We start from the raw sequence: 20,294 nt of genomic DNA, 5'->3' as shown, positions 1-20,294 counted from the left end.
TAAAATACCAGATGCAGCGGACCACGGGGGCGCCGCCGCACGACCATTGAGGGAAAGCCGGGCAATGACTTCAGCACGCGACATGCAGTTCAAATCGATCAATTACACCGGATTGGCCAAAGGCCCGTCCATCATCATCATGGGTGCGGTGCACGGCAACGAGACCTGCGGCACCAAGGCGATCGGCCGCGTGATGGAAGAACTCGACAGCGGCGCGCTGCAAATTACCGGCGGCAGCGTGACCTTCGTCCCGGTCGTCAACCCGCTCGCATATGCGCTGAACCGACGGTCGGGCGACCGCAACCTGAACCGCAACCTGTTCCCCAACGACGACCCGCAGGACTTCGAAGACCAGGTCGCGAACTGGCTTTGCCCGCTGCTAGCGCGCCACGAGGTGCTGCTGGACCTGCACTCGTTTAACGCGCAAAGCCAGCCTTTTGTGATGGTGGGACCGCGCAACAACGGCGGCCCGCTGGAGCCGTTCAAGCACGCCGAAAAAGAGCGCGCCCTGGCACGCCGCCTCGGCGTGAAGCGCTTTGTCGACGGCTGGCTGCGCACGTATGGCGACGGCGTGGTGCGCCGGATGGGCAAGGGCGATGCGGCGCAGCTGCAAACCGTACTGCGTTATGGCATGGGCACCACTGAATACATGCGCTCGACCGGCGGCTACGCGCTGACGCTCGAATGCGGCCAGCACAACGACCCGCAAGCGCCGGACGTAGCGTACCGCGCCATCATGAACACCCTCGCCTTCCTGAAGCTGATCGATGCGCCGGAACCGCAGCCGGTGGCGCTGGAAGACATGGAGACGCTGTCGATGGTGGCCGTGCACGACAAGCTCGATGCGGGCGACACGTTCAGCCGCGTGTGGAGCAGCTTCGATGACGTGGCCGAGGGCGACCAGATCGGCGTACGCGCCGATGGCACGCCAGTGACGGCGGACTTCGACGGCAAGATCCTGTTCCCAGACGTGAACGCGGGCCCCAACCAGGAATGGTTCTACATGACGCGCCGGAATCCCGACTTCGAGCGTTACGAATAAGCGCAGGACTGTCGATCGTAGGGCGGATAAGCGCTTGCGCGCATCCGCCGGGTTAATGCACGCGCCACCGTCCAGCCTACGGTGTCAGCAGCTTCAGTCCAAGAATCCCCGCGACAATCAGCGCGATGCACCCGAGCCGCAGCGCCCCCGCCGGTTCACCCAGCAAGACCATCCCCGCGATCGCCGTACCCACGGTCCCGATACCGGTCCACACCGCATACGCCGTGCCCAGCGGCAGCTGGCGCATCGCCAGTCCAAGCAAGAATACGCTTCCGGCCATCGACACCAGGGTGAAGGCAGATGGAACAAGGCGGGTGAATCCGTGGGTGTATTTGAGGCCGACGGCCCATGCGACTTCGAGCAAGCCGGCGATAAGAAGAATAATCCAGGTCATGACGCGTTTTGAAAGGCAAGGCCGTCCTTGCCGTGCTCCATTGATGCGCGAGGCCGTCCCCGCTGGAGCGAAAGGTGTCGCGAGTATAGCACCGGAAAAACTATTTCGCTGCCTGCAGGATTTTTCCACGTACGCCATAATCGTCCTCCCACAAGGCAAACGATACAAGCGAAGGAACACTTCATGAGCACCCTATTCGACCCGATTACCATCGGCGACCTGCAACTTCCCAACCGCATCATCATGGCCCCGCTGACCCGCGCACGCGCGATCGGCGAAGGCCGGGTTCCCAATCAACTGATGGCCAGCTACTACACCCAGCGCGCGACCGCGGGCCTGATCCTGTCCGAGGCCACGGCCGTCACGCCGCAAGGCGTCGGCTATGCCGACACGCCGGGCATCTGGTCCGACGAACAGGTCGAAGGCTGGAAGCTCGTCACCGACGCCGTCCACAAGGCGGGAGGCCTGATCTTCCTGCAGCTGTGGCACGTTGGCCGCATCTCCGATCCGTCCTTCCTCAACGGTGAAGCGCCGGTAGCACCGAGCGCGATCGCGGCGAAGGGCCACGTCAGCCTGCTGCGCCCGGTGCGCGACTATCCTGTCCCGCGCGCGCTCGACAGCAGCGAGATTCCCGGCATCGTCGCGGCCTACCGCAAGGGCGCCGAGAACGCCAAGCTGGCGGGCTTTGACGGCGTGGAAGTCCACGGCGCCAACGGCTACCTGCTCGACCAGTTCCTGCAGGACAGCACCAACCACCGCACCGACAACTATGGCGGCTCGATCGAAAACCGCGCGCGCCTGATGCTGGAAGTGACGGACGCCTGCATCGACGTCTGGGGCAAGGACCGTGTCGGCATGCACCTGGCGCCGCGCCGTGATTCGCACGACATGGGCGACTCCGACCCGAAAGCCACCTTCGGCTATGTGGCGCGCGAGCTGGGCAAGCGCGGCATTGCCTTCATTTGCGCGCGCGAAGGCCTCGGCGACGACCGCCTGGGCCCTTACCTGAAGCAGGAGTTTGGCGGCGTCTACATCGCCAACGAAGCGCTGACCCGCGAAAGCGCGGAGGCGTTGGTGAAAGCGGGCGAAGCTGACGCAGTCGCCTTCGGCAAATGGTTCATCGCCAATCCTGACCTGCCGTATCGGCTGAAGACCGGCGCGCCGCTGAACCCGGCACGGGCGGACAAGTTCTACCACCCGACCGCGGAAGGCTACACCGACTACCCGGCCTTGTAACATGCAGGCCGTCGTTCCCGCGAATGCGGGAGCCCATACTCCTGACAATCAGTCAGGGAGGCAATCACATCGCTAAACGAACTTGGTATGGGTTCCCGCTTGCGCGGGAACGACGGTTCAGGCGCCCTTGACCACCCGCTTGCCATCGTCGTCAATGACGGCCTCGCCGTCTTCCTTGGCGAACGCGCCTTTCTGTGGCAGTGGCAGGATATCGAGCACGAGTTCGGAGGGACGGCACAGGCGCGTACCGGCTGGCGTAACGACGAACGGCCGGTTGATCAGGATCGGATGCGCCACCATCGCGTCCAGCAACGCGTCGTCGCCAAGCTCCGGGTTGTCGAGGGCAAGCTCGCTGTACACGCTCTCTTTGCTGCGCATCGCTTCACGCACCGTCAGCCCTGCCTGCGCGATCATTGCGGCGAGCGCGTCATGCGTCGGCGTCGCTGAAAGATATTCGACAACTTGCGGTTCCACACCGGCATTGCGGATCAGCGCGAGCGTGTTGCGCGACGTTCCGCATTTTGGGTTGTGATAGATCGTGACGTCCATGTAACTTCCTTCGAATGGCTTGCAAAGCGAACATGCTTCATCATTCGATATTACTCGAATCATCGAATCTGAACAAGTCGGTTTTTCTTGTCTGCATGCGGACGTGCCTTTAAAATCGCTGCTTTTTCCGCCGCGCAAGATTCGTTGCAGGCCGCTTGAGACCGGGTTACCGGGGAAAGTAGAGACTGATGAGTAACCACGAAGTTCAGCCAGCAGCCCTGCCCACCTGGGGCCAGCGCCTGTCGCTGCGCATCCTGCGCCTGATCGGCTGGCGCCTGCTGTACAAGCCCTTGCCCGGGCCACACGGTGTTGTGGTGGTTTACCCACACACGTCGAACTGGGATGTTGTCATTGGCTTACTGGGCAAGTGGTCACTTGGACTACCGTTCAGCTGGCTGGGCAAGGAGTCGCTGTTCACCGGACTGACCGGCAAGACCCTCGGCGTCCTGCTGCGCCGCTGGCACGGCATCCCGGTCGAGCGGCGCACCGCTACTGGCGCCACGGCCCGGCTGGCCCAGAATATGCTGGCGTCCGACTGGTGCTGGATCGCACTGGCGCCGGAAGGCACGCGCAGTTACAGCCCGCACTGGCGCAGCGGCTTTTACCACCTGGCGCTGGCCGCCAAGGTGCCGCTGCTGATGGTGTACATGGATTACCCAAACAAGACGCTCGGCGTAGTCGACACCTTGATGCTGACCGGCGACGTCGAGCGGGACATGGCCGCCATTGCGGCGGTGTTCAAGGGACACCATGGCCTTAATCCAAAGGACGAAGCGCCAATCGTGCTGGCGCCGCCGCGCTCACCGGCCCGGACTCAGGCCTGAGCTGGCCTGTGCCTGCCTGCCGCGGCCTGTTCCGATGCGCGTGAGCCCCAGATCATTTCTTCGCGCCAGCCCAGCTCGCGCAAATCCGCAGCGCGCGCCTCGCGGTCCATCTCGCTGAAAAATTCATCCAGCTGCGGCGGCGCTGCCGGCGTACCGGCCAGCATCGCGTGCACCTGCCCGCGATGGTGGAGCTGGTGGACAAACAAATGAGCAAGCAGTCGCTCGCGCGTTTCGCGCTGCACCATGTCTCCGCGCTGGATCGTCACGATGCGGCCCAGCGAGTCGTCCTTCAATTGCTGGCAGTACGCGACCAGCCGCAGGTCCGATTGCAGCTGGGCGGCCTTCAGCCCCTCACAGGTGCCGAACGGCTGTTCCGGCTGGAAGAACGCCAGGTAATCGGGGTGCGGTTCCTCGGCGCGCGCTTCGCGCTCAAGCGCGTCGATGTAGAACCAGTCCACGGTAAGGATGTGGTTCAGCGTGGCTTTGATCGACGGAAAGAAGCTGGTGCGCGTGGCTTCGAAGTCTGTCGGCGAGAGCCCCATGCAGGCCTTCAGCAGGCGATGGTTGGACCAGCCGTTGTTATACGCTTCAGTCAGCAGGTGATGGGACAGGCTCATCGTGCATCTCCCGGATTGGCAGCGCCGATGATATGCCCTCCCACGCCATCGCGGCGCTCAAAAAGATCGTGCCGTTCAGCGCAGCGGGAAAATCGCTGTCTTTCAGCCGGTCCATCACCGGCCCCTTGACCTCGGCCAGGTGCAGGCCGATGCCGTGCTGCCTCAGGCTCTGGTTCAGCTCCGACAGCGCGAACAGCGCGGAAGTGTCAATCGAGCTGACTGCCGTCATCACCAGCACCAGGTTGCGCGTCTCCGGATGGTTGCGCAACTCGTCTTCGATGCGCTGGTTGACCGCTTCGACATTGCCGAAGAAAAGGTTGGCGTCGATGCGCAGCATTAGCATGTCGGCCCGCGTCTCGGCCGGATAGCGCTCGATATTGCGGAAATGCTCGGTGCCCGCGATGCGCCCAAGGACCGCGATGTGCGGACGGCTGGCGCGCCAGATCAGGGTGCCCATCGACAGCACCACGCCGATGATCACGCCCGCCTCGACACCCATCGCCAGCACGCCGACGGCTGTGGCCAGCAGCGCCATCGCGTCGCCGCGGTCGTAGCGCCATGCGGTGCGCAGCGTCGACAGTTCCAGCATGCCGAGCACCGCGACCACGATGGTCGCGGCCAGCGCCGGCAAGGGCAGCAGCGCCAGCCAGCCGGTCGGCGCCACCAGCGCGGTGGCGAGCAGCGCTGCCGTGATGATGCTGGCCAGCGGTGTGTTCGCGCCCGCGGCGAAATTAACCGCCGAGCGCGAAATGCTGCCGGTGACCGGAAAGCCGCCCGTCAGCGCGCTGCCGATGTTGGCGGCGCCCAGGCCAATCAGCTCGTAGTTGCTGTTCAGTTTTTCCTGGCGCTTCAGGGCCAGCGTCTGCGCTGCCGACATGCTGATCAGGAATGTCATGAATCCGATCAGCAGCGCGGGCTGCACCAGCGCGCGCCAATGGGCGCTTGAGGTGGCGAGGTTCAGTCCCGGCAAGCCGGCGGGAACCGCGCCGGTGGTGGCGACACCGCCCGCTTGCAGGTCCAGGCCCACCGACAGCGCCGTGGCGGCGACCACGACCAGCATTGGGGCCAGCCGCACGCCGATATCGGCCGCGGTGGCGCGCAGGCCCGCTTTGCGCAGCAGCGCGCCAAGGTAGTTACGCGCAAACAGCAGCGCAAGCAGGCACACCAGGCCCATCACGGCGCTGGGCACGTGGAAGTCGGGCAGCTCGCCGCCCAGCAGCACCTTGACTTGCGCCAGCGCGATCAGGATCGCCGAGCCGATCGTAAAGCCGCTCATCACGGGACGCGAGAAGAAGTTGGCCAGGAAGCCGATGCGCAGCAGGCCGCAGGCCAGCAGGACCGCGCCCGACATCAGCGCCAGCTGCGCCGCCAGCACCAGGTACAGGCCGGACCCGGACGCCGCCAGCGGCGCCAGCGCGGTCGCCGTCATCAAGGAGATGATGGCCATCGGGCCGACCGACTGGGTCATGCTCGACCCGAACAGCGCGTACAGCAGCGGCGGCAAGATGCTGGCATAAATGCCGACCACCGGCGGCAGTCCGGCCACCAGCGCGTAGGCCATCCCCTGCGGGATCATCATCATGGCCACGACGATGCCGGCGCTGACATCCCCGGCCAACATGGCGCGCCGGTAGCGCCTCAACCACTCAAGCATGTATTGGTCCTGCTGCCAAAACCGCAAGCCTATCACGACAGCCCGTGTTGATGGCTTCAAAAGTTTCTCTTCAGCATTAGCAGCAAGCAGGAATCACACCGTATGTGTGTAAGCGCACCGTCAAGCAGCGGCGCTGCGCGAATACTTTCCCAATACAGCCAAGGAGGAGCAGATGACCGAACCGGACGAAACAGGCCTGAACGCGGCCGTCGAAAGTACGGCAGACAAGCAACGTGCGATCCAGAACAGGCAGGACCAGAAGGACGCTTCCGGCGAGAAGCAGGAAAGCCAGGAACCGGTGCAGGCCGGCAAGCAGGAAAAGCCGGCGCCGCCGATGCCTGAACAGCACCTGGTCAAGCCGGGGCTTGAAGCAGAAATGGAACTCAAGCCGCAGTTCATGGCCGAGGGCTACCACGGCAGCCGCAAGCTCGACGGCAAGGTCGCCATCATCACCGGCGGCGACTCCGGCATTGGCCGCGCGATCGCGGTGCTGTACGCGCGCGAAGGCGCCGATGTGGCGATCATGTACCTGAACGAACACGAAGACGCCGAAGAAACCAAACGCTGCGTGGAGGCCGAAGGCACGCGCTGCGTCACGATCTCGGGCGACGTCAAGGATATGGCATTTTGCAAGCAGGCCGTCGAACAGGTGGTCGCCCACTTCGGGCACCTCGATATCCTCGTCAACAACGCCGCCTTCCAGGAACACGCCCAGTCGCTGATGGACCTGACCGAAGAGCGCTTCGACGAAACCATGCGCACCAATATCTACGGCTACTTCCACATGGTGAAGGCTGCCCTGCCCTACCTCAAGCGCGGCGCTGCCATCATCAACAACGGCTCCGTGACCGGGCTGAAAGGCTCCAGGCAACTGCTCGACTACTCGGCCACCAAGGGCGCGATCCATGCGTTCACGATGTCGCTGGCCGCCAACCTGCTCGAGCAGGGCATACGGGTCAACGCGGTGGCGCCGGGACCGGTATGGACGCCGCTGAACCCGGCCGACCAGTCGCCGGAAAAGATCAAGGAATTTGGCAAGAGCACCGACATGAAGCGGCCCGCGCAGCCGGACGAGATCTCGCCCGCCTTCGTGTTCCTCGCTTCGCCGGTGTGCTCCAGTTATATCAGCGGCATCGTGCTGCCGATTACCGGCAGCGTAGGCTGACTTTTACCGACCGGCTATCCTTTGAGGGGACGATATGGCACGCAGTTTATGGAAAGGCGCAATCAGCTTCGGGCTGGTGCACATTCCTGTCGAGATGTACCCCGCGGTGCAGAACCACACGCTCGACCTGACGATGCTCGACCGCCGGGATTTTTCGCCGGTCGGCTTCAAGCGCTACAACAAGAACAACCAGAAGGAAGTGAGCTGGGACGACATCGTCAAGGGCTACGAGTACGCCAGCGGCGAATACGTGGTGCTGTCGGAGGAAGACCTGCGCCGCGCCAATCCCGAAGCGACCGGCACCATCGACATCGTGGCCTTCGTCGACGCCGAGGAAGTGCCGCTGCTGTACTACGAGCAGCCCTACTACCTGGCGCCGGGCAAAGGCGGCGACAAGGTGTACGCCCTGCTGCGCGAGACCTTGCGCAAGACCGGCAAGATCGGCATCGCGCGGGTGGTCATCCGCGTCAAGCAGCACCTCGCGGCGCTGGTCTGCGTGGGCGACGCCATCGTGCTCAACACGCTGCGCTATGCCGACGAGATCCGCGCGGTGGATGAACTCAAGGTACCCGCGTCAGACGCCAAATCGGCCCATCTGTCGGACAAGGAGCTGAAAATGGCGATGGCGCTGGTCGAGGGCATGAGCGAGGACTGGCACCCCGAGGAATACCACGACACCTACCGCGAAGACGTGATGGCGCTGGTCGAGAAGAAGGTTGCCGCGAATGAGACCAAGACCATCACCATGCCGGGCAAGGAGAAGGCGGCGCCATCGTCGGGCAACGTGATCGACCTGGTTGCGCTGCTCCAGCAAAGCATCGGCAAGAAGCCGGGCAAGGCCGCTGCGGCGAACGACGAGGACGAGGAAGAGGAGGAAGAAGAAGCACCAGCGCCGAAATCCCGCAAGGCGCCGGCCAAGGCCGCCTCCAAGACGGCGGCAAAGACAGCTCCGCGTACGGCCGCCGCGAAAACGAAGGCCAAGGCCGCACCCGCGGCCAAGGCAGCCGCCCCGGCGCGGCGCAAATCAGCATAAGGAACTGGATGGAAGAATTTTTCGCACTATTGGAATGGCCAGCCATGGCGATCAGCCTGGCCGCGGCCTATTTGCTTGCATCGCAAAAGCCCGAGAAGCGCGTGATCGCTTTCTGGCTGCTCATTGTCGGAAACATCATGTGGATTGCATGGGGATGGGGCGAGGATGCGTGGGCGCTGATTGCCCTGAATGTCGGGCTGATGGCCCTGAATGTGCGGGGAATTTTCAAGAACGAGCACGGGGCCGAGAGCCCGGCCGCGCGCTAGGCAGCTAGCCGGCGGATGCGGCCTTCGGCCTTATCCGCCCTACCTGCGCTGGCGATTCACGACGCGGGCTTGTAGCCCATTTGCTTCATCGCCGCCGTCAGCGTTTTTGCACTCTTCGCATACGCCGCCCACGGCTCATTGCCGCGATCGAGCCTGGTGTGCGCGTTGTGCACGTTCCACTGGTCGCCCGCTTTGATCACCGCAAGTTCGTCCCACGCCAGCGGCACCGAAATTCCCAGCCCCGGCCGCACCCGCGCCGACCATGCGCACGCCGTCGTCGCCCCGCGACCGTTGCGCAGGTAATCGATAAAGATCTTGCCGACCCGGTTGCGCGGCCCGCTCTTGAAGGCAAACCGGTCCGGCAGCGTCATCGCCATGTGCTGCACGATCGCCTGCGAGAAGTCCTTCACCGTGTCCCAGTCATAGCCGCCTTTGACCGGCACCACCACGTGCAGCCCCTTGCCGCCGCTGGTCTTCAAAAAGTTGGGCAGCCCGAGCTCGTCGAGGAAGGCATGCATCAGGGTCGCCGCTTCCTGCATCGTTTCCCACGCTACGCCCTCGCCCGGGTCAAGGTCGAACACCATCCGGTTCGGCGTTTCGTACGCCTTGCCGGTTGCGTTCTGGGTGTGGAATTCAACCACGTTCCACTGCGCGGCCGAGAGGATGCCCTGGGCGCTGCCTACTTCCAGCATCGGCGGGTGGTCAGGGTCGAGCGCCTGGTCCATTTGCTTCATGCCCGGCAGCTTGCCAACCTCGGCGTGCTTCTGGAAGAACAGTTCGCCGCCCACGCCGGCAGGCGCGCGCACCAGCGATACCGGCCTGCCTTTCAAATGCTCCATCATCAGCGCACCGACCAGCGCGTAGTAGCGCACCAGCTCGATCTTGGTGGTGCCGCTTAGCGGGTCGATGACGCGGTCGGGGTTGGTCACCTTCAGGCTGGCTGGCAGCTTGCCCGCCGGTGCTGCGGGTTCGCTTGATTTGCTGGTTGTCGCCACGGCGTCCTCCATGTGTTTTGCTGTCTCGCGTTTGATGCCCTTGGGCGGCTTGTCGTCGCGCAGTCCCTGGAATACGGCATGCCTTACCGACCCGGTCTTGGTCCATTCGGCGAAGCTGACTTCAGCGATCAGCCTTGGCTTGACCCAGTGCGGCTTGCGGCCAGCTACTGCCTTGGGCGGGAACGGACTTTGGTCCGTATCGAGCGCGGTGAGCTTCTTTTTCAGTTCACGCAGCGTCGCTTCATTGAATCCGCTGCCCACGTTGCCAGCGTACTGCAGCACGCCGTCCTGGTCGTACACGCCCAGCAGCAGCGAGCCGATGCCGGTGCGCGAGCCTTGCGGGTCGGTATATCCGCCGATCACGAATTCCTGCCGCTGGCCGCATTTGAGCTTGATCCATTCGGGCGAGCGCCGCTCGACGTAGCGCGAATCGCGCCGTTTGCCGATAACGCCTTCGAGCCCCATTTTGCAGGCCGCGATGACGAGCTCCTGCGGATCGCTGCCGAATTCTTCGCTGAAGCGGACCATCTCGGACGGCGACTTTTCGAGCACCGACTTGAGCACCGCGCGGCGCGAGACCAAAGGCACTGCGCGCATGTCGTAGCCGTTGCAGTAAGGCGCGTCGAAAACGAAATAAACGATTTCCGCCGTGTTCGATCCATCGAATGCCAGCTGGAGCAGGCCGAAATTCGGCTTGCCGTGTTCGTCGTGGACGACGATCTCGCCGTCGTACCAGCCGTCCGGCAGCTTCATCGCCGCGATGCCTTTTTCAAGGTTCCTCATCTTGTGCGTCCAGTCGTTGCCGTTGCGCGTGAACAGCTTGACCTGCTTGCCTTCGACCCGCGCCAGCAGCCGGTATCCGTCGAACTTGATTTCGAATACCCAGTCTTCCGGCGTGGATGGCGGATTGTCGACCAGTGTCGCCAGCTCTGGCGACAGGGTCGCTGGCAGCCCTGCCTTCACCGCCTCCGGCGGCGCCTTGCCGCGCGCCGCAGGCTTGCCCGCCTTTGCAGCCCTCGCTGGCGCGGCAGCGGCCTTCGCCTTTGCCTTGCCCTTCGCCCTGGCTTCGCCCGGCATCGGCAGCGCTTTCACGCTGTCCGGCATTTCATCGACCACCGAGAATTCCGTCCCGGGACGCGCGTAGTCGTCCTTTTCCTTGATCAGCAACCAGGGTTCCTGCTTCTCGCCCTTGCCTTTCATGCGCACCAGCACCCATTTGCCGTGCATTTTGTGGCCGTGCATCTCGAACTTCAGGTTGCCGCTCTTGTAGCCCTCATGCGGGTCGCCCAGCGGCTGCCAGGTTCCCTTGTCCCAGATGATCACCTTGCCTGCGCCATATTGCTTCTCGGGGATGGTGCCCTCGAAGTCGGAGTAGGAAATCGGGTGGTCCTCGACATGGACGGCCATCCGCTTGTCGCTGGTGTCGTAGCTCGGGCCTTTCGGGACCGCCCAGCTCTTCATGGTGCCGTCCAATTCCAGTCGGAAATCATAGTGCAGCCGGCTGGCCCAGTGCTTCTGGATCACGAAGGTCAGTTCACCCACGCCCGCGGCCCCGCCTTCGGCAGGTTCCGAGGTGATCGCAAAATTGCGCTTGGCCTTGTACACCTGGAGCGGATCGCTGGTTGCCATGGCGGTGCCTTGTGTTTGGGATATTGCCGAGTCTAGGAGGCGCACGGCAGAAACACTGTTCGATAGCTAACGGTTTGTAAGTAGATGTAAAGATCGTCAACCCGGTCTCAGCAGCTCCCGTTGATAGGCATGCAACATACAAATTTTATAACTGTACGGAGAATATTCCTATGAAGAAAACTATCGCAACCCTGATCGCCGGCCTGTTCGCAACTTCGGTGTATGCCCAGGCAACGCCGGCAACGCCAGCAGTTCCAGCAACGCCGCCGACCGCGACGATGCCAGCGGTGCCTGCCACCCCTGCGGTTCCAGCTATTCCGCCAAGCGCAACCGATACCGCAGTGCCTGCGGTGCCGGCAGTACCGGCTACCCCGGCGACGCCGTCCGACGCCAAGGCTGACGCCATGATCGAGAAGGCCGAGGCCAAAGAAGCGAAGGCCAGCGCCAAGGAAGAGAAAGCTGCCGCCAAAGCAGAGAAGGCCGATGCGAAAGCAAGCAAGGCCAAGAAAGACGCCAAGTCCAAGTAAGCAGTCGCGGCAAGCGGTTCCCGGGCGCCCTCCCGTGCTGTTCAAGCATGGTACGGCGCCCATCTTGTTGGCGCCAGCCCAGGCGCTGCCGAGTTGGTCTACAATCGGATGCGGTGCATATCGATAACCCAACCGGCAGGGGCCACATGGAAAAAATCGTTTTTCTCGACCGCGACAGCCTCGACGCCAATGTGCGCAGGCCTTCCTTTGACCATGAATGGATCGAATACCCCGGCACTGCGCCTGCAGACGTCGGCGCCCGTTTGCAGGACGCGACCATCGCGATCACCAATAAAGTCCCCCTGCGCGCCGCCGATATCGCGCGCCTGCCCGCGCTGAAGATGGTTGCGGTGGCCGCCACCGGCACCGATAACGTCGACCTGGCAGCCTGCCGCGAACGCGGCATCGTGGTGTCGAACATCCGCAACTACTCCCTGGTCTCGGTCCCCGAGCATGTGTTCACCCTGATCCTCGCCCTGCGCCGCAACCTGCTGGCGTACAGCGCGGACGTTGCGGCCGGGCGCTGGCAGGCGCAGGAGCGCTTCTGCCTGCTCGACCACCCGATCGGCGACCTGGCCGGCAGCCGCATCGGCATCGTCGGTTATGGCGCACTGGGTCACAAGGTGGCGCACCTTGCGCGCGCTTTCGGCATGGAAGTGTTCGTGACGTCGAGATCGCAGGTGGCAGACCCAGGCGTCACGGTGCTGCCGCTGCCAGAACTGCTGGGCAGCTGCGATATCGTCAGCCTGCACCTGCCGCTCAACGACCAGACCCGCAACATGATCGGCGCGGCCGAACTGGCGACAATGAAGCCCACCGCCCTCTTGATTAACACCGCGCGCGGCGGCCTGGTCGATGAAGCGGCCCTGGCCGCGGCACTGGCCGGCGGCGTCATCGGCGGCGCGGGCTTCGACGTGTTGAGCAAGGAGCCGCCCGTGGCGGGCAACCCGCTGCTCGAACTGAACCTGCCGAACTTTATCCTCACCCCGCATGTCGCCTGGGCCAGTGCCGGCGCCATGCAGACACTGGCAGACATGCTGATCGACAACGTTGAAGCCTACGCCAAGGGCGCGCCGACCAACGTCGTCTGAGCGCCGGCCTTACTTGCAGCCCGGCGGGCAGGTCGATGGCAGCAGGATCTTGCTGTCGACGTGCCGGACGTCGCGCAGGCCGCAGAATGCCATCGTCAGGTCGAGCTCATTGCGGATGATCTCCAGGCACCTGGTCACGCCCTGCTCCCCCATCGCGCCCAGCCCGTAGAGGAAGGGACGGCCGATGTAGACGCCCTTGGCGCCCAGCGCCAGCGCCCGGATCACATCCTGCCCCGAGCGGATGCCGCCGTCCATGTGCACCTCGATGCGCTGCCCCACCTCGTCGACAATCGCCGGCAGTGCCTCGATGCTCGACTGCGCGCCATCGAGCTGGCGGCCGCCATGGTTCGACACGATCAGCGCGTCCGCGCCGGAGTCAAGCGCCAGGCGCGCGTCTTCCGGATCCATGATGCCCTTGATGATCAGTTTTCCGCCCCAGCGGCGCTTGATCCACTCGACGTCGTCCCACGACAGGGCCGGGTCGAACTGCTGCGAGGTCCACGCCGACAGCGACGACATGTCGGACACATCGCTGGCATGGCCGACGATATTGCCGAAGCCGCGGCGCTGCGTGCCCAAAATGCCCATCACCCAGCGCGGCTTGGTCATCAGGTTGAGGATATTTGCCACCGTCATCTTGGGCGGCGCCGTCATGCCGTTGCGGATGTCCTTATGGCGCTGGCCCAGCACCTGCAGGTCGAGCGTCAGCACCAGCGCCGAACAGCGCGCCGCGCGCGCCCGTTCGATCAGGCGTTCGATGAAAGCGCGGTCGCGCATCACATACAGCTGGAACCAGAACGGGCGGGTGGTGTTGGCGGCCACGTCCTCGATCGAGCAGATGCTCATCGTCGACAAGGTAAATGGCACGCCGAATTTCTCGGCGGCGCGGGCGGCCAGGATCTCCCCGTCGGCATGCTGCATGCCGGTCAGGCCGGTTGGCGCCAGCGCGACCGGCATCGACACGTCCTCGCCGATCATCACGCTCCTGGTGCTGCGGTTTTCGAGGTTGACCGCGACGCGCTGGCGAAACTTAATTTTCGCAAAATCTTCGGTGTTGGCGCGGTAGGTCGATTCGGTCCACGAACCGGCATCCGCGTAATCGTAGAACATGCGCGGCACGCGCTTTTTGGCTAGAACACGCAGGTCTTCAATCGTCGTAATGATGGTCATGCAGGCGTCCCGGGGAGCTGGTTAAATAATGACTCCCTGTAATCTACCAGATGAGCGGACTGGCTGACAAAAATCCAATGCGGTCTTTTGGCCGATGGCTCTGGACAAACCCGGCCCGTCCCCCTACAATGCTGCTTCTTCGGACGCGCAAGCCCGGAGGGCAACAGAGTTTAAGTGTTGAAGTAGAAATTAAAACTTCCGCAAATAAAACGAAGCTGCTATAATGCTTGCCTTCGCGGCTGTAGCTCAGCTGGATAGAGTACTTGGCTACGAACCAAGGGGTCGTGGGTTCAATTCCTGCCAGCCGCACCAGAATCAGGTTAAAAGGCCTGGAGAGAAATCTCCAGGCCTTTTTTCTTTTCCGGAACCACTTTAGCGCAATGATCGTAGGGCGGGTAAGCAAAGCGCACCCGCCGCTTGCCGGTGATGACACGGCACCCGGCGCGCAAAAACGGCATCACCGACATCCCCTTTGATATTTCTGAAACTGCTGCTATAATCTTGTCTTCGGCGGCTGTAGCTCAGCTGGATAGAGTACTTGGCTACGAACCAAGGGGTCGTGGGTTCAATTCCTGCCAGCCGCACCAAGAATCAGGACGAAAGGCCTGGAGAGAAATCTCCAGGCCTTTTTTCTTTTTCCCGCCGTCCTCCATTCACGGCTGAAACTTGCGGGGCTTTTGTCGCCATCTGCGCTCATCAATAGCTCATCTGTTCGATTCGCGCCTTATGTCCAGCACGCACGATTTCCCGAAACGGTCCAGCCAATACAGCGGGGAACTTAAACCCGGCTTAAAAAGCGCCAGAAGTTGCCTCGCGGAATCGAAGTCAGCACCGGAACCTCCCCCGTCTCCGCGTAGGAACAAACCTACGGATAAATGGTAATCCGTTCAATCTTTTCGATTCAGCAACGAAAAAATAAGGCGCTTCCCTATGAGACCGGGGTCTTTTTAATTGTGAAAAATAAATCAATTTACAGCCGGAAAATGTAACAGTTGTTACGATTAAAAGCCGCGCGCAAACGGATTTTAAACGCGCCTTTGTTAAATTGGGGGTCCCCGATTCTTGATTAACCAAGCTGCAGGACGCGGCTGTATCTCTATGAGGTCACAAATGAAAAAGACGAAATCACTGGTAGCTGCACTCGTGCTTGCCACCGCTTCGCTGGGCTCCGGCGCAGCGTTCGCTGAAGACATCAGCCAGGCGCCAGAAGCGCTGACCCTGCTTGATGGCAGCGGATTCTTTGGCGATTCTTTCGCGATGGACAACATGGGTGACACCTTCTCCGACCGCTTCACGTTCTCGGTAACGGGCCTGCCGCACAACATCGACGCCATCATCTCGTCGATCAGCAGCTCGGCAAGCACCGGCCTGGACATCACCGGCCTGGGTGTGTACAGCGAAGCTGGTACGCTGATCGCGAACGGCACCTCGTTGATGAGCGGCATGAACGATGTCTGGACGCTGTCGACCGACAACCTGGCACTGGGTAACTACTACCTGCAGGTCAGCGGCACGATGGTTTCGGACACCTCCGGCAGCTTCGGCGGTGCAGTCATGCTGCAGCCAGTGCCAGAGCCAGAAACCTACGGCATGATGCTGGCAGGCCTGGGCCTGGTGGGCTGGATGGCACGCCGCCGCAAGGTCAAGCCAGAAGCCTGAGCCGAGCGCTCATCTTGGAACGGAAGCTTCGCGCTTCCGTTTTTTTTGGCGGGAAGCATTGCGCTTCCCGCTTCCCGTTTGTGCTGCTCAGCCCCGTACCTTCTTGATCAGGCTGCGGTTGCTGAGAATCTCCTCGATCTGCTCAAAGCGCACCGGCTTGACCATGTGATGGTCGAATCCTGCCTCGAACGCGAGCTGGCGGTCTTTTTCCTGGCCCCAGCCAGTCACCGCCACCAGCAAGGTGATCGAGCCGCACGGCAGCTTGCGGATGCCGCGCGCCAGGTCGTAGCCCGACATCTTCGGCAGGCCGATGTCGAGGAAGGCATAGTCGGGGCAAAAGCGCGCCGCCGCAGTCAACGCATCCGGGCCATTGTGCGTGATCACCACGCTGTGGCCCATCGCCGACAGCAAGGCGCCGATGCTGTTGACGAAGTCGACGTTGTCGTCGGCCAGCAGGATACGGTAGCTTTCCGCGCTGATATAGGCGGCCGGCGTGCTTTTGGTCGGCATTTCCGGCTCGACCACGATCGGCAGGCGCACGGTAAATTCGCTGCCGCGCCCCACGCCGCCGCTGCTCGCTTCGATCGTGCCGCCGTGCAGCTCGACCAGCCTGCGCGCCAGCGACAGCCCGACCCCAAGGCCGGCGTTGGTGCGCTCCAGCGTCGAATCCACCTGGACGAACATCTCGAATACGTGGTCCAGCATCTCCGGGGCGATACCGATGCCGTTGTCAGCCACGCAGACGGTCAGGATTTTGTCCTCGACCCGCGCCGACAGGCTGACCCGGCCGCCCCGGTTGGTGTACTTGGCGGCGTTGTTGAGCAGGTTCGACAGGATCTGCGCCAGCCGCGTCGCGTCGCCGTGCAGGAACACCGGCCGGTCCGGCAGGTCGATCACCAGCTCATGGCCGTGCAGCTCGATGTACGAGCGCACCACTTCGAGCGCGTCGTTGACGACCGCCTTCAGTTCGACCCGGCCCATCTTGATGGCGAACTTGCCGGTATTTATGCGCGACACGTCGAGCAGGTCGTCGACCAGCCGGACCATCTGGCGCAGCTGGCGTTCCATGATGTCGGTGGCGCGCTGCGTGGCCTGGGCGTCGCCGCTGCGGATGCGCAGGATGTCGAGGCCGGTGCGGATCGGCGCCAGCGGATTGCGCAGCTCGTGCGCCAGGGTCGCCAGGAACTCGTCCTTGCGGCGGTCGCCCTGCAGCAGCGCCTCCTCGGCGCGGTGGCGCACCTGCATTTCGTGTTCCAGCGTCAGGTTCGCTTCCTGCAAGGCGTGCGAGCGGCGCCCGATCTCGGCCAGCATATCGTTGAAGGCCGCGACCAGCACGCCAATCTCGCCGCGCTGGTTACCCGGCACGCGCAGGCTGAAGTCGCGCTTCTGCATCACTTCGCGCGCCACATTCGTCACCGCCAGCAGCGGCGTGGTGATGCTCTGTTGCAGGCGCGACGCGACCAGCGCGGCGATCGCCAGCGCAGCGAGCATCACGGCGCCCAAAATCAACCCGTAGTCGAGCATGCGATCGACCAGCGCGTAGCGCGCGCGCAGGTAGACCGTGCCGAGCAGCTCGCCGTTCTCGATGATGTTGTGGTACACCACCAGCTCGTCGCGCTCGAAGGTATGGCCGGGCCGCCCCGGACGGGCCGGATAGTCCGGCTCGCGTGACTGCTGCGTATAGGCGGCAAAGCGCGTACCCGCGGCCGTATATACGGCGCCCGACAGGATCTGCGGGCGGACCTTCAGCACGGCCAGGTTCTTCTGGGCGGTGCTGCTGTCGTTAAATGCGAGCGCGGGAGCGGTGACGCTGGCCATGATGTCGGCCTGTGTCATCAGGTCGTCGACCCAGTATTGTTGGAACGTCCGCAGGTCATACAGCAGCATGGCGATCGAGGCCGACAGCAGCGCCACCAGGGTGGTCGACACGGCCATGATAATGAGCTTACTGCGGACGGAGCCGGTATCGTGTTGCATCACGGTGCTCCCTTGTGCACATGGTTCGCCACCGTCAACAGGCGCGAACTGAGTTTGACTTTGTGTTTGTCGGCCGCCTCAAGCGACACGTCGAAGCGCACGCGCTCCGCGACAATACGGAAATTGATGACGCTGCCGTGCTGCAGGCCATCCACGGCCTCGGTTACTACCAGCAACGGCGCTCCCTGGGCTGGCCGCGCCAGGCGCGCCAGCCGTCCCGCGTCGCTGCCCCCGACGAACAGCAGGTGCAGGCCATCGGTGGCGTCGTCGTCGCGCAGCGTGCGGACGACAACCGGGCGGCGGTTGACGGTGCGGCCGGCCACCAGGCGCCCCAGCTCGCGCGCCATGTCGTCGGCGCCGGCCACGCCGATCACCAGGGGGGCTGCCGGGTCGGCGAAGGCAGAGGCAGGAAACTCGGTAAACATCAGGAACTTATACAAAAAAGCCGCCTTCACGCTGCGTTCCAGCGCCCCTCCCCCGCTGTCGGCGCGCGCCGGGACGCCGGCGGGCACGCCTGCGGCAAGCGCGAGCAGGCCGGCCAGCGCGCGGCGGCGCGGCAGGGAGGGGGCAGGCAGGCGCGGCAAGGACATGTCTAGGCACGCGCCGACGTCGTGGCCGACGTTGTCGCTGGCCAGGTGTGTCGGCACGCAGCCGGAGGCGGTATCGGGAATCTGGTCTGTCTGTTACTCATGCTTGCTATCGTAGAACATTTTCTGGACTGCACAAAGTAATGCATGAGTGCGCGAGCAGGCTTGCGCGTGGTTTTTTTGTCTGTTGATCACGCGGCCGGGAAGCGCCACTGCCCCGGCGCCGTCAATCGAGTCCAAATTCGGCGGCTGCCTTGGCTGCCCACAGGGCCTCATTGTAGCTGGGATAGGGCTGGTCGTAGCTGTCGACCGCCCCGTTCTTGCCGATGAAACTGGTCCACCAGCCATCGCTCTCGGCAACAATCGCAATGTCGCCGGGCTTGCAATGCGCGGCAATGGTTTCGCCGGCGCCGAGGACGACGATATTCACCCTCCTGTGGCAGACAACTGTTGGCATTCCGACTCCACGGTGTATGAATAGATCAAGTATACAGAAATCTGATAACCGCTATCACAAGAAACCATTGGCATTTCGTGTTTCCATGCGGCATTATTACACCTGTCTCCTCTATTCTCCTCCAAGAATAGATTCAGCCCGCTCACTGAAGCGGGCTTTTTTTTTGGCTATGTCACCGTTAGGTGTGGAAGCGCTACACCCTCGTCGTTCCCGCGCACGCGGGAACCCATACTGAAGACGATCAGTAATCAAGCGATTCGACCTCCAGCGCATACATAGTATGGGTTCCCGCTTTCGCGGGAAGTCGGGTCCGCCAGTGGCGGGCACGACGTGCTCAATTCCATACCTAACGGTGACATAGCTTTTTTTCGCCGGTGGTTCAGCGCAGGGCACAATACGGCAGGCACGACGCTGCCTTCCCACGCGTCCGCCGCGTCCGCCGCGTCCGCACTCCATGGCGAATCGACAAGTTACTGGCGGTTTGGTGTAGGATGCGCAGGTTCTTTACCTTACCTAACGATATAACCCATGCGACAGGCTTCCCCGGACGACTCGGCCACAGGCGCGCTTGCGCCCGCCACCTATGATTGGCAGGCCACCCAGTTGGGACCCCGCGCAGGCTGGCCTTACGCACTCAGGCTCAGCGTCGATATCCTGCTCAACACCCCCTCTCCCATGCTGCTGGCGTGGGGCGACGATCCGGTGGTCGTGTTCAATGAGGCGTACGGCCGCATGGCTGGCGCCGCCGCGCCCGGCGCCGTGGCGGGCGCGCCGCTGGCTGCGCCGCTCGCCGCTTGCGCCGACGCTGTCCTGCGCGCCCGCGCCGGCGACGCCATCCGGCTCGCACAGCAACCGCTCACCTTCGGCTCCGCGCAGGGCGGCCACCGGCTGGCCTGCGATGTCCACCTGACCCCGGTACGCGACGAACACGACCAGGTCGCGGGCGTGCTGTGCGCACTGGGCGACTGCGGCCTGCCAGAGGCCCAGGCCGCGGCCCCGCACCATGGCCTGCGCATCCTGGTGGTGGAAGACAACCTCGACTCCCAATACCTGGTGTGCGAAATGCTCAAGGCCTTCGGCCACCACGCCGACGGTGTCGGCGACGCCGAAGCCGCCCTCGGCATGCTTGGCGCCGCCACCTACGACGTGCTGTTCTCGGACGTCAGCCTGCCCGGCATGTCGGGCGTCGAGCTGGCGCGCCAGGGCCTGGTGCTGCAGCCGTCCATGCAGGTGATCTTCGCGTCCGGCTACGGCGACACCTTGCTGCGCCACCTGCCCTTCCCTTTTGTATCGCTCCAGAAACCATATGAGATGGAACAGCTGCAGGGCACGCTTGACGCAATGGCGCGCCAGCTGGGCCGCTAGTGGCAGCTGCGCCCAGCTGCCGCACCAACCGTGTGCAGCAAACGCTGGCTGCTGCGC

20 protein-coding genes and 2 tRNA genes are annotated in these 20,294 nt (G+C 63.3%); 12 read left to right on the top strand and 10 right to left on the bottom strand.

What is annotated here, in order from left to right; genetic code table 11:
• Positions 1-64 precede the first annotated feature (64 nt).
• Positions 65-1,042, top strand: a complete 978-nt coding sequence (locus LMJ30_RS15250; RefSeq protein ID WP_229433193.1) for a M14 family metallopeptidase — start codon at positions 65-67, stop codon at positions 1,040-1,042.
• 76 nt (positions 1,043-1,118) lie between these two features.
• Here LMJ30_RS15250 and sugE read toward each other — a convergent pair whose 3' ends face one another.
• Positions 1,119-1,436 carry a quaternary ammonium compound efflux SMR transporter SugE gene (gene sugE, locus LMJ30_RS15245; RefSeq protein WP_229433192.1) on the bottom strand — a complete coding sequence of 106 codons (318 nt, stop codon included), beginning with the start codon at positions 1,434-1,436 and terminating at the stop codon, positions 1,119-1,121.
• Positions 1,437-1,619: 183 nt separating this feature from the next.
• Between sugE and LMJ30_RS15240 the strand changes: the two genes are divergently transcribed.
• A complete protein-coding gene (locus LMJ30_RS15240; protein ID WP_229433191.1) occupies positions 1,620-2,672 on the top strand; it encodes an alkene reductase in 1,053 nt (350 codons plus the stop codon).
• A 117-nt stretch (positions 2,673-2,789) separates the two neighbouring features.
• Here LMJ30_RS15240 and arsC read toward each other — a convergent pair whose 3' ends face one another.
• Entirely contained in the window at positions 2,790-3,221 is a 432-nt protein-coding gene (arsC, locus tag LMJ30_RS15235) for an arsenate reductase (glutaredoxin) (protein WP_229433190.1), read from the bottom strand.
• A gap of 188 nt (positions 3,222-3,409) precedes the next feature.
• On the opposite strand from arsC, the gene LMJ30_RS15230 reads away from it, so the two are divergent.
• Positions 3,410-4,045 carry a 1-acyl-sn-glycerol-3-phosphate acyltransferase gene (locus tag LMJ30_RS15230; RefSeq protein WP_229433189.1) on the top strand — a complete coding sequence of 212 codons (636 nt, stop codon included), beginning with the start codon at positions 3,410-3,412 and terminating at the stop codon, positions 4,043-4,045.
• Here the strand turns inward: LMJ30_RS15230 and LMJ30_RS15225 are convergent.
• Both LMJ30_RS15225 and LMJ30_RS15220 read right to left on the bottom strand, forming a co-directional pair.
• On the bottom strand, positions 4,036-4,662 hold the full coding sequence (locus LMJ30_RS15225; protein ID WP_229433188.1) for a DinB family protein: 627 nt from the start codon (positions 4,660-4,662) through the stop codon (positions 4,036-4,038). The two genes, LMJ30_RS15230 and LMJ30_RS15225, sit on opposite strands and share 10 nt — an antisense overlap.
• Complete coding sequence (locus tag LMJ30_RS15220) at positions 4,634-6,316, bottom strand: SulP family inorganic anion transporter (protein ID WP_229433187.1); 1,683 nt, start codon at positions 6,314-6,316, stop codon at positions 4,634-4,636. The genes LMJ30_RS15225 and LMJ30_RS15220 overlap by 29 nt, the downstream gene beginning before the upstream one ends.
• A 172-nt stretch (positions 6,317-6,488) precedes the next feature.
• Here LMJ30_RS15220 and LMJ30_RS15215 point away from each other — a divergent pair, with 172 nt between their 5' ends.
• Genes LMJ30_RS15215 through LMJ30_RS15205 form a run of 3 tightly spaced genes read left to right on the top strand, consistent with a single transcriptional unit; the run spans position 6,489 to position 8,780 of the window.
• Positions 6,489-7,481, top strand: coding sequence for an SDR family oxidoreductase (locus tag LMJ30_RS15215; protein ID WP_229433186.1), 993 nt, complete (start codon positions 6,489-6,491; stop codon positions 7,479-7,481).
• A gap of 34 nt (positions 7,482-7,515) precedes the next feature.
• Entirely contained in the window at positions 7,516-8,514 is a 999-nt protein-coding gene (gene ku / locus LMJ30_RS15210; RefSeq protein ID WP_229433185.1) for a non-homologous end joining protein Ku, read from the top strand.
• A 44-nt stretch (positions 8,515-8,558) separates the two neighbouring features.
• Positions 8,559-8,780, top strand: coding sequence for a hypothetical protein (locus LMJ30_RS15205; RefSeq protein WP_229433184.1), 222 nt, complete (start codon positions 8,559-8,561; stop codon positions 8,778-8,780).
• Positions 8,781-8,836: 56 nt separating this feature from the next.
• On the opposite strand, the gene ligD is transcribed toward LMJ30_RS15205, so the two are convergent.
• A complete protein-coding gene (gene ligD / locus LMJ30_RS15200; RefSeq protein WP_229433183.1) occupies positions 8,837-11,404 on the bottom strand; it encodes a DNA ligase D in 2,568 nt (855 codons plus the stop codon).
• 170 nt (positions 11,405-11,574) lie between these two features.
• On the opposite strand from ligD, the gene LMJ30_RS15195 reads away from it, so the two are divergent.
• The gene (locus LMJ30_RS15195) at positions 11,575-11,931 is read left to right on the top strand and encodes a hypothetical protein (protein WP_229433182.1); all 357 of its coding nucleotides are present in this window, start codon (positions 11,575-11,577) and stop codon (positions 11,929-11,931) included.
• A 146-nt stretch (positions 11,932-12,077) separates the two neighbouring features.
• A complete protein-coding gene (locus LMJ30_RS15190; protein WP_229433181.1) occupies positions 12,078-13,022 on the top strand; it encodes a D-2-hydroxyacid dehydrogenase in 945 nt (314 codons plus the stop codon).
• Positions 13,023-13,031: 9 nt separating this feature from the next.
• Here the strand turns inward: LMJ30_RS15190 and LMJ30_RS15185 are convergent, their stop codons facing one another.
• Complete coding sequence (locus tag LMJ30_RS15185; protein ID WP_229433180.1) at positions 13,032-14,192, bottom strand: alpha-hydroxy acid oxidase; 1,161 nt, start codon at positions 14,190-14,192, stop codon at positions 13,032-13,034.
• A 235-nt stretch (positions 14,193-14,427) separates the two neighbouring features.
• Here LMJ30_RS15185 and LMJ30_RS15180 point away from each other — a divergent pair.
• Positions 14,428-14,504, top strand: a tRNA-Arg gene (locus LMJ30_RS15180).
• A gap of 8 nt (positions 14,505-14,512) precedes the next feature.
• Here the strand turns inward: LMJ30_RS15180 and LMJ30_RS15175 are convergent.
• Positions 14,513-14,659 carry a hypothetical protein gene (locus LMJ30_RS15175; protein ID WP_229433179.1) on the bottom strand — a complete coding sequence of 49 codons (147 nt, stop codon included), beginning with the start codon at positions 14,657-14,659 and terminating at the stop codon, positions 14,513-14,515.
• Positions 14,660-14,702: 43 nt separating this feature from the next.
• On the opposite strand from LMJ30_RS15175, the gene LMJ30_RS15170 reads away from it, so the two are divergent.
• Both LMJ30_RS15170 and LMJ30_RS15165 read left to right on the top strand, forming a co-directional pair.
• A tRNA-Arg gene (locus LMJ30_RS15170) sits at positions 14,703-14,779 on the top strand.
• A 523-nt stretch (positions 14,780-15,302) separates the two neighbouring features.
• Positions 15,303-15,851: an FxDxF family PEP-CTERM protein gene (locus LMJ30_RS15165; RefSeq protein ID WP_229433178.1), complete on the top strand. Its 549-nt coding sequence runs from the start codon at positions 15,303-15,305 to the stop codon at positions 15,849-15,851.
• Between the two features lie 87 nt (positions 15,852-15,938).
• On the opposite strand, the gene LMJ30_RS15160 is transcribed toward LMJ30_RS15165, so the two are convergent.
• The 3 genes from LMJ30_RS15160 to LMJ30_RS15150 form a co-directional block, all read right to left on the bottom strand.
• A complete protein-coding gene (locus LMJ30_RS15160) occupies positions 15,939-17,828 on the bottom strand; it encodes a sensor histidine kinase, YfiR-like protein-associated (protein WP_229433177.1) in 1,890 nt (629 codons plus the stop codon).
• Complete coding sequence (locus LMJ30_RS15155) at positions 17,828-18,475, bottom strand: TOL_0243 family YfiR-like periplasmic protein (protein ID WP_229433176.1); 648 nt, start codon at positions 18,473-18,475, stop codon at positions 17,828-17,830. The genes LMJ30_RS15160 and LMJ30_RS15155 overlap by 1 nt, the downstream gene beginning before the upstream one ends.
• A gap of 166 nt (positions 18,476-18,641) precedes the next feature.
• Positions 18,642-18,872, bottom strand: a complete 231-nt coding sequence (locus tag LMJ30_RS15150; RefSeq protein WP_229433175.1) for a hypothetical protein — start codon at positions 18,870-18,872, stop codon at positions 18,642-18,644.
• 528 nt (positions 18,873-19,400) lie between these two features.
• Between LMJ30_RS15150 and LMJ30_RS15145 the strand changes: the two genes are divergently transcribed.
• Entirely contained in the window at positions 19,401-20,237 is an 837-nt protein-coding gene (locus tag LMJ30_RS15145; protein WP_229433174.1) for a response regulator, read from the top strand.
• The last annotated feature ends 57 nt before the right edge of the window (positions 20,238-20,294 follow it).

The organism is Massilia agrisoli (assembly GCF_020831365.1).
In the GTDB taxonomy this organism is placed as follows: Bacteria; Pseudomonadota; Gammaproteobacteria; order Burkholderiales; family Burkholderiaceae_D; genus Telluria_A; species Telluria_A agrisoli.
Note: the sequence above shows the minus strand (reverse complement) of the source record. Positions and strands in the feature narration are given on the sequence as shown.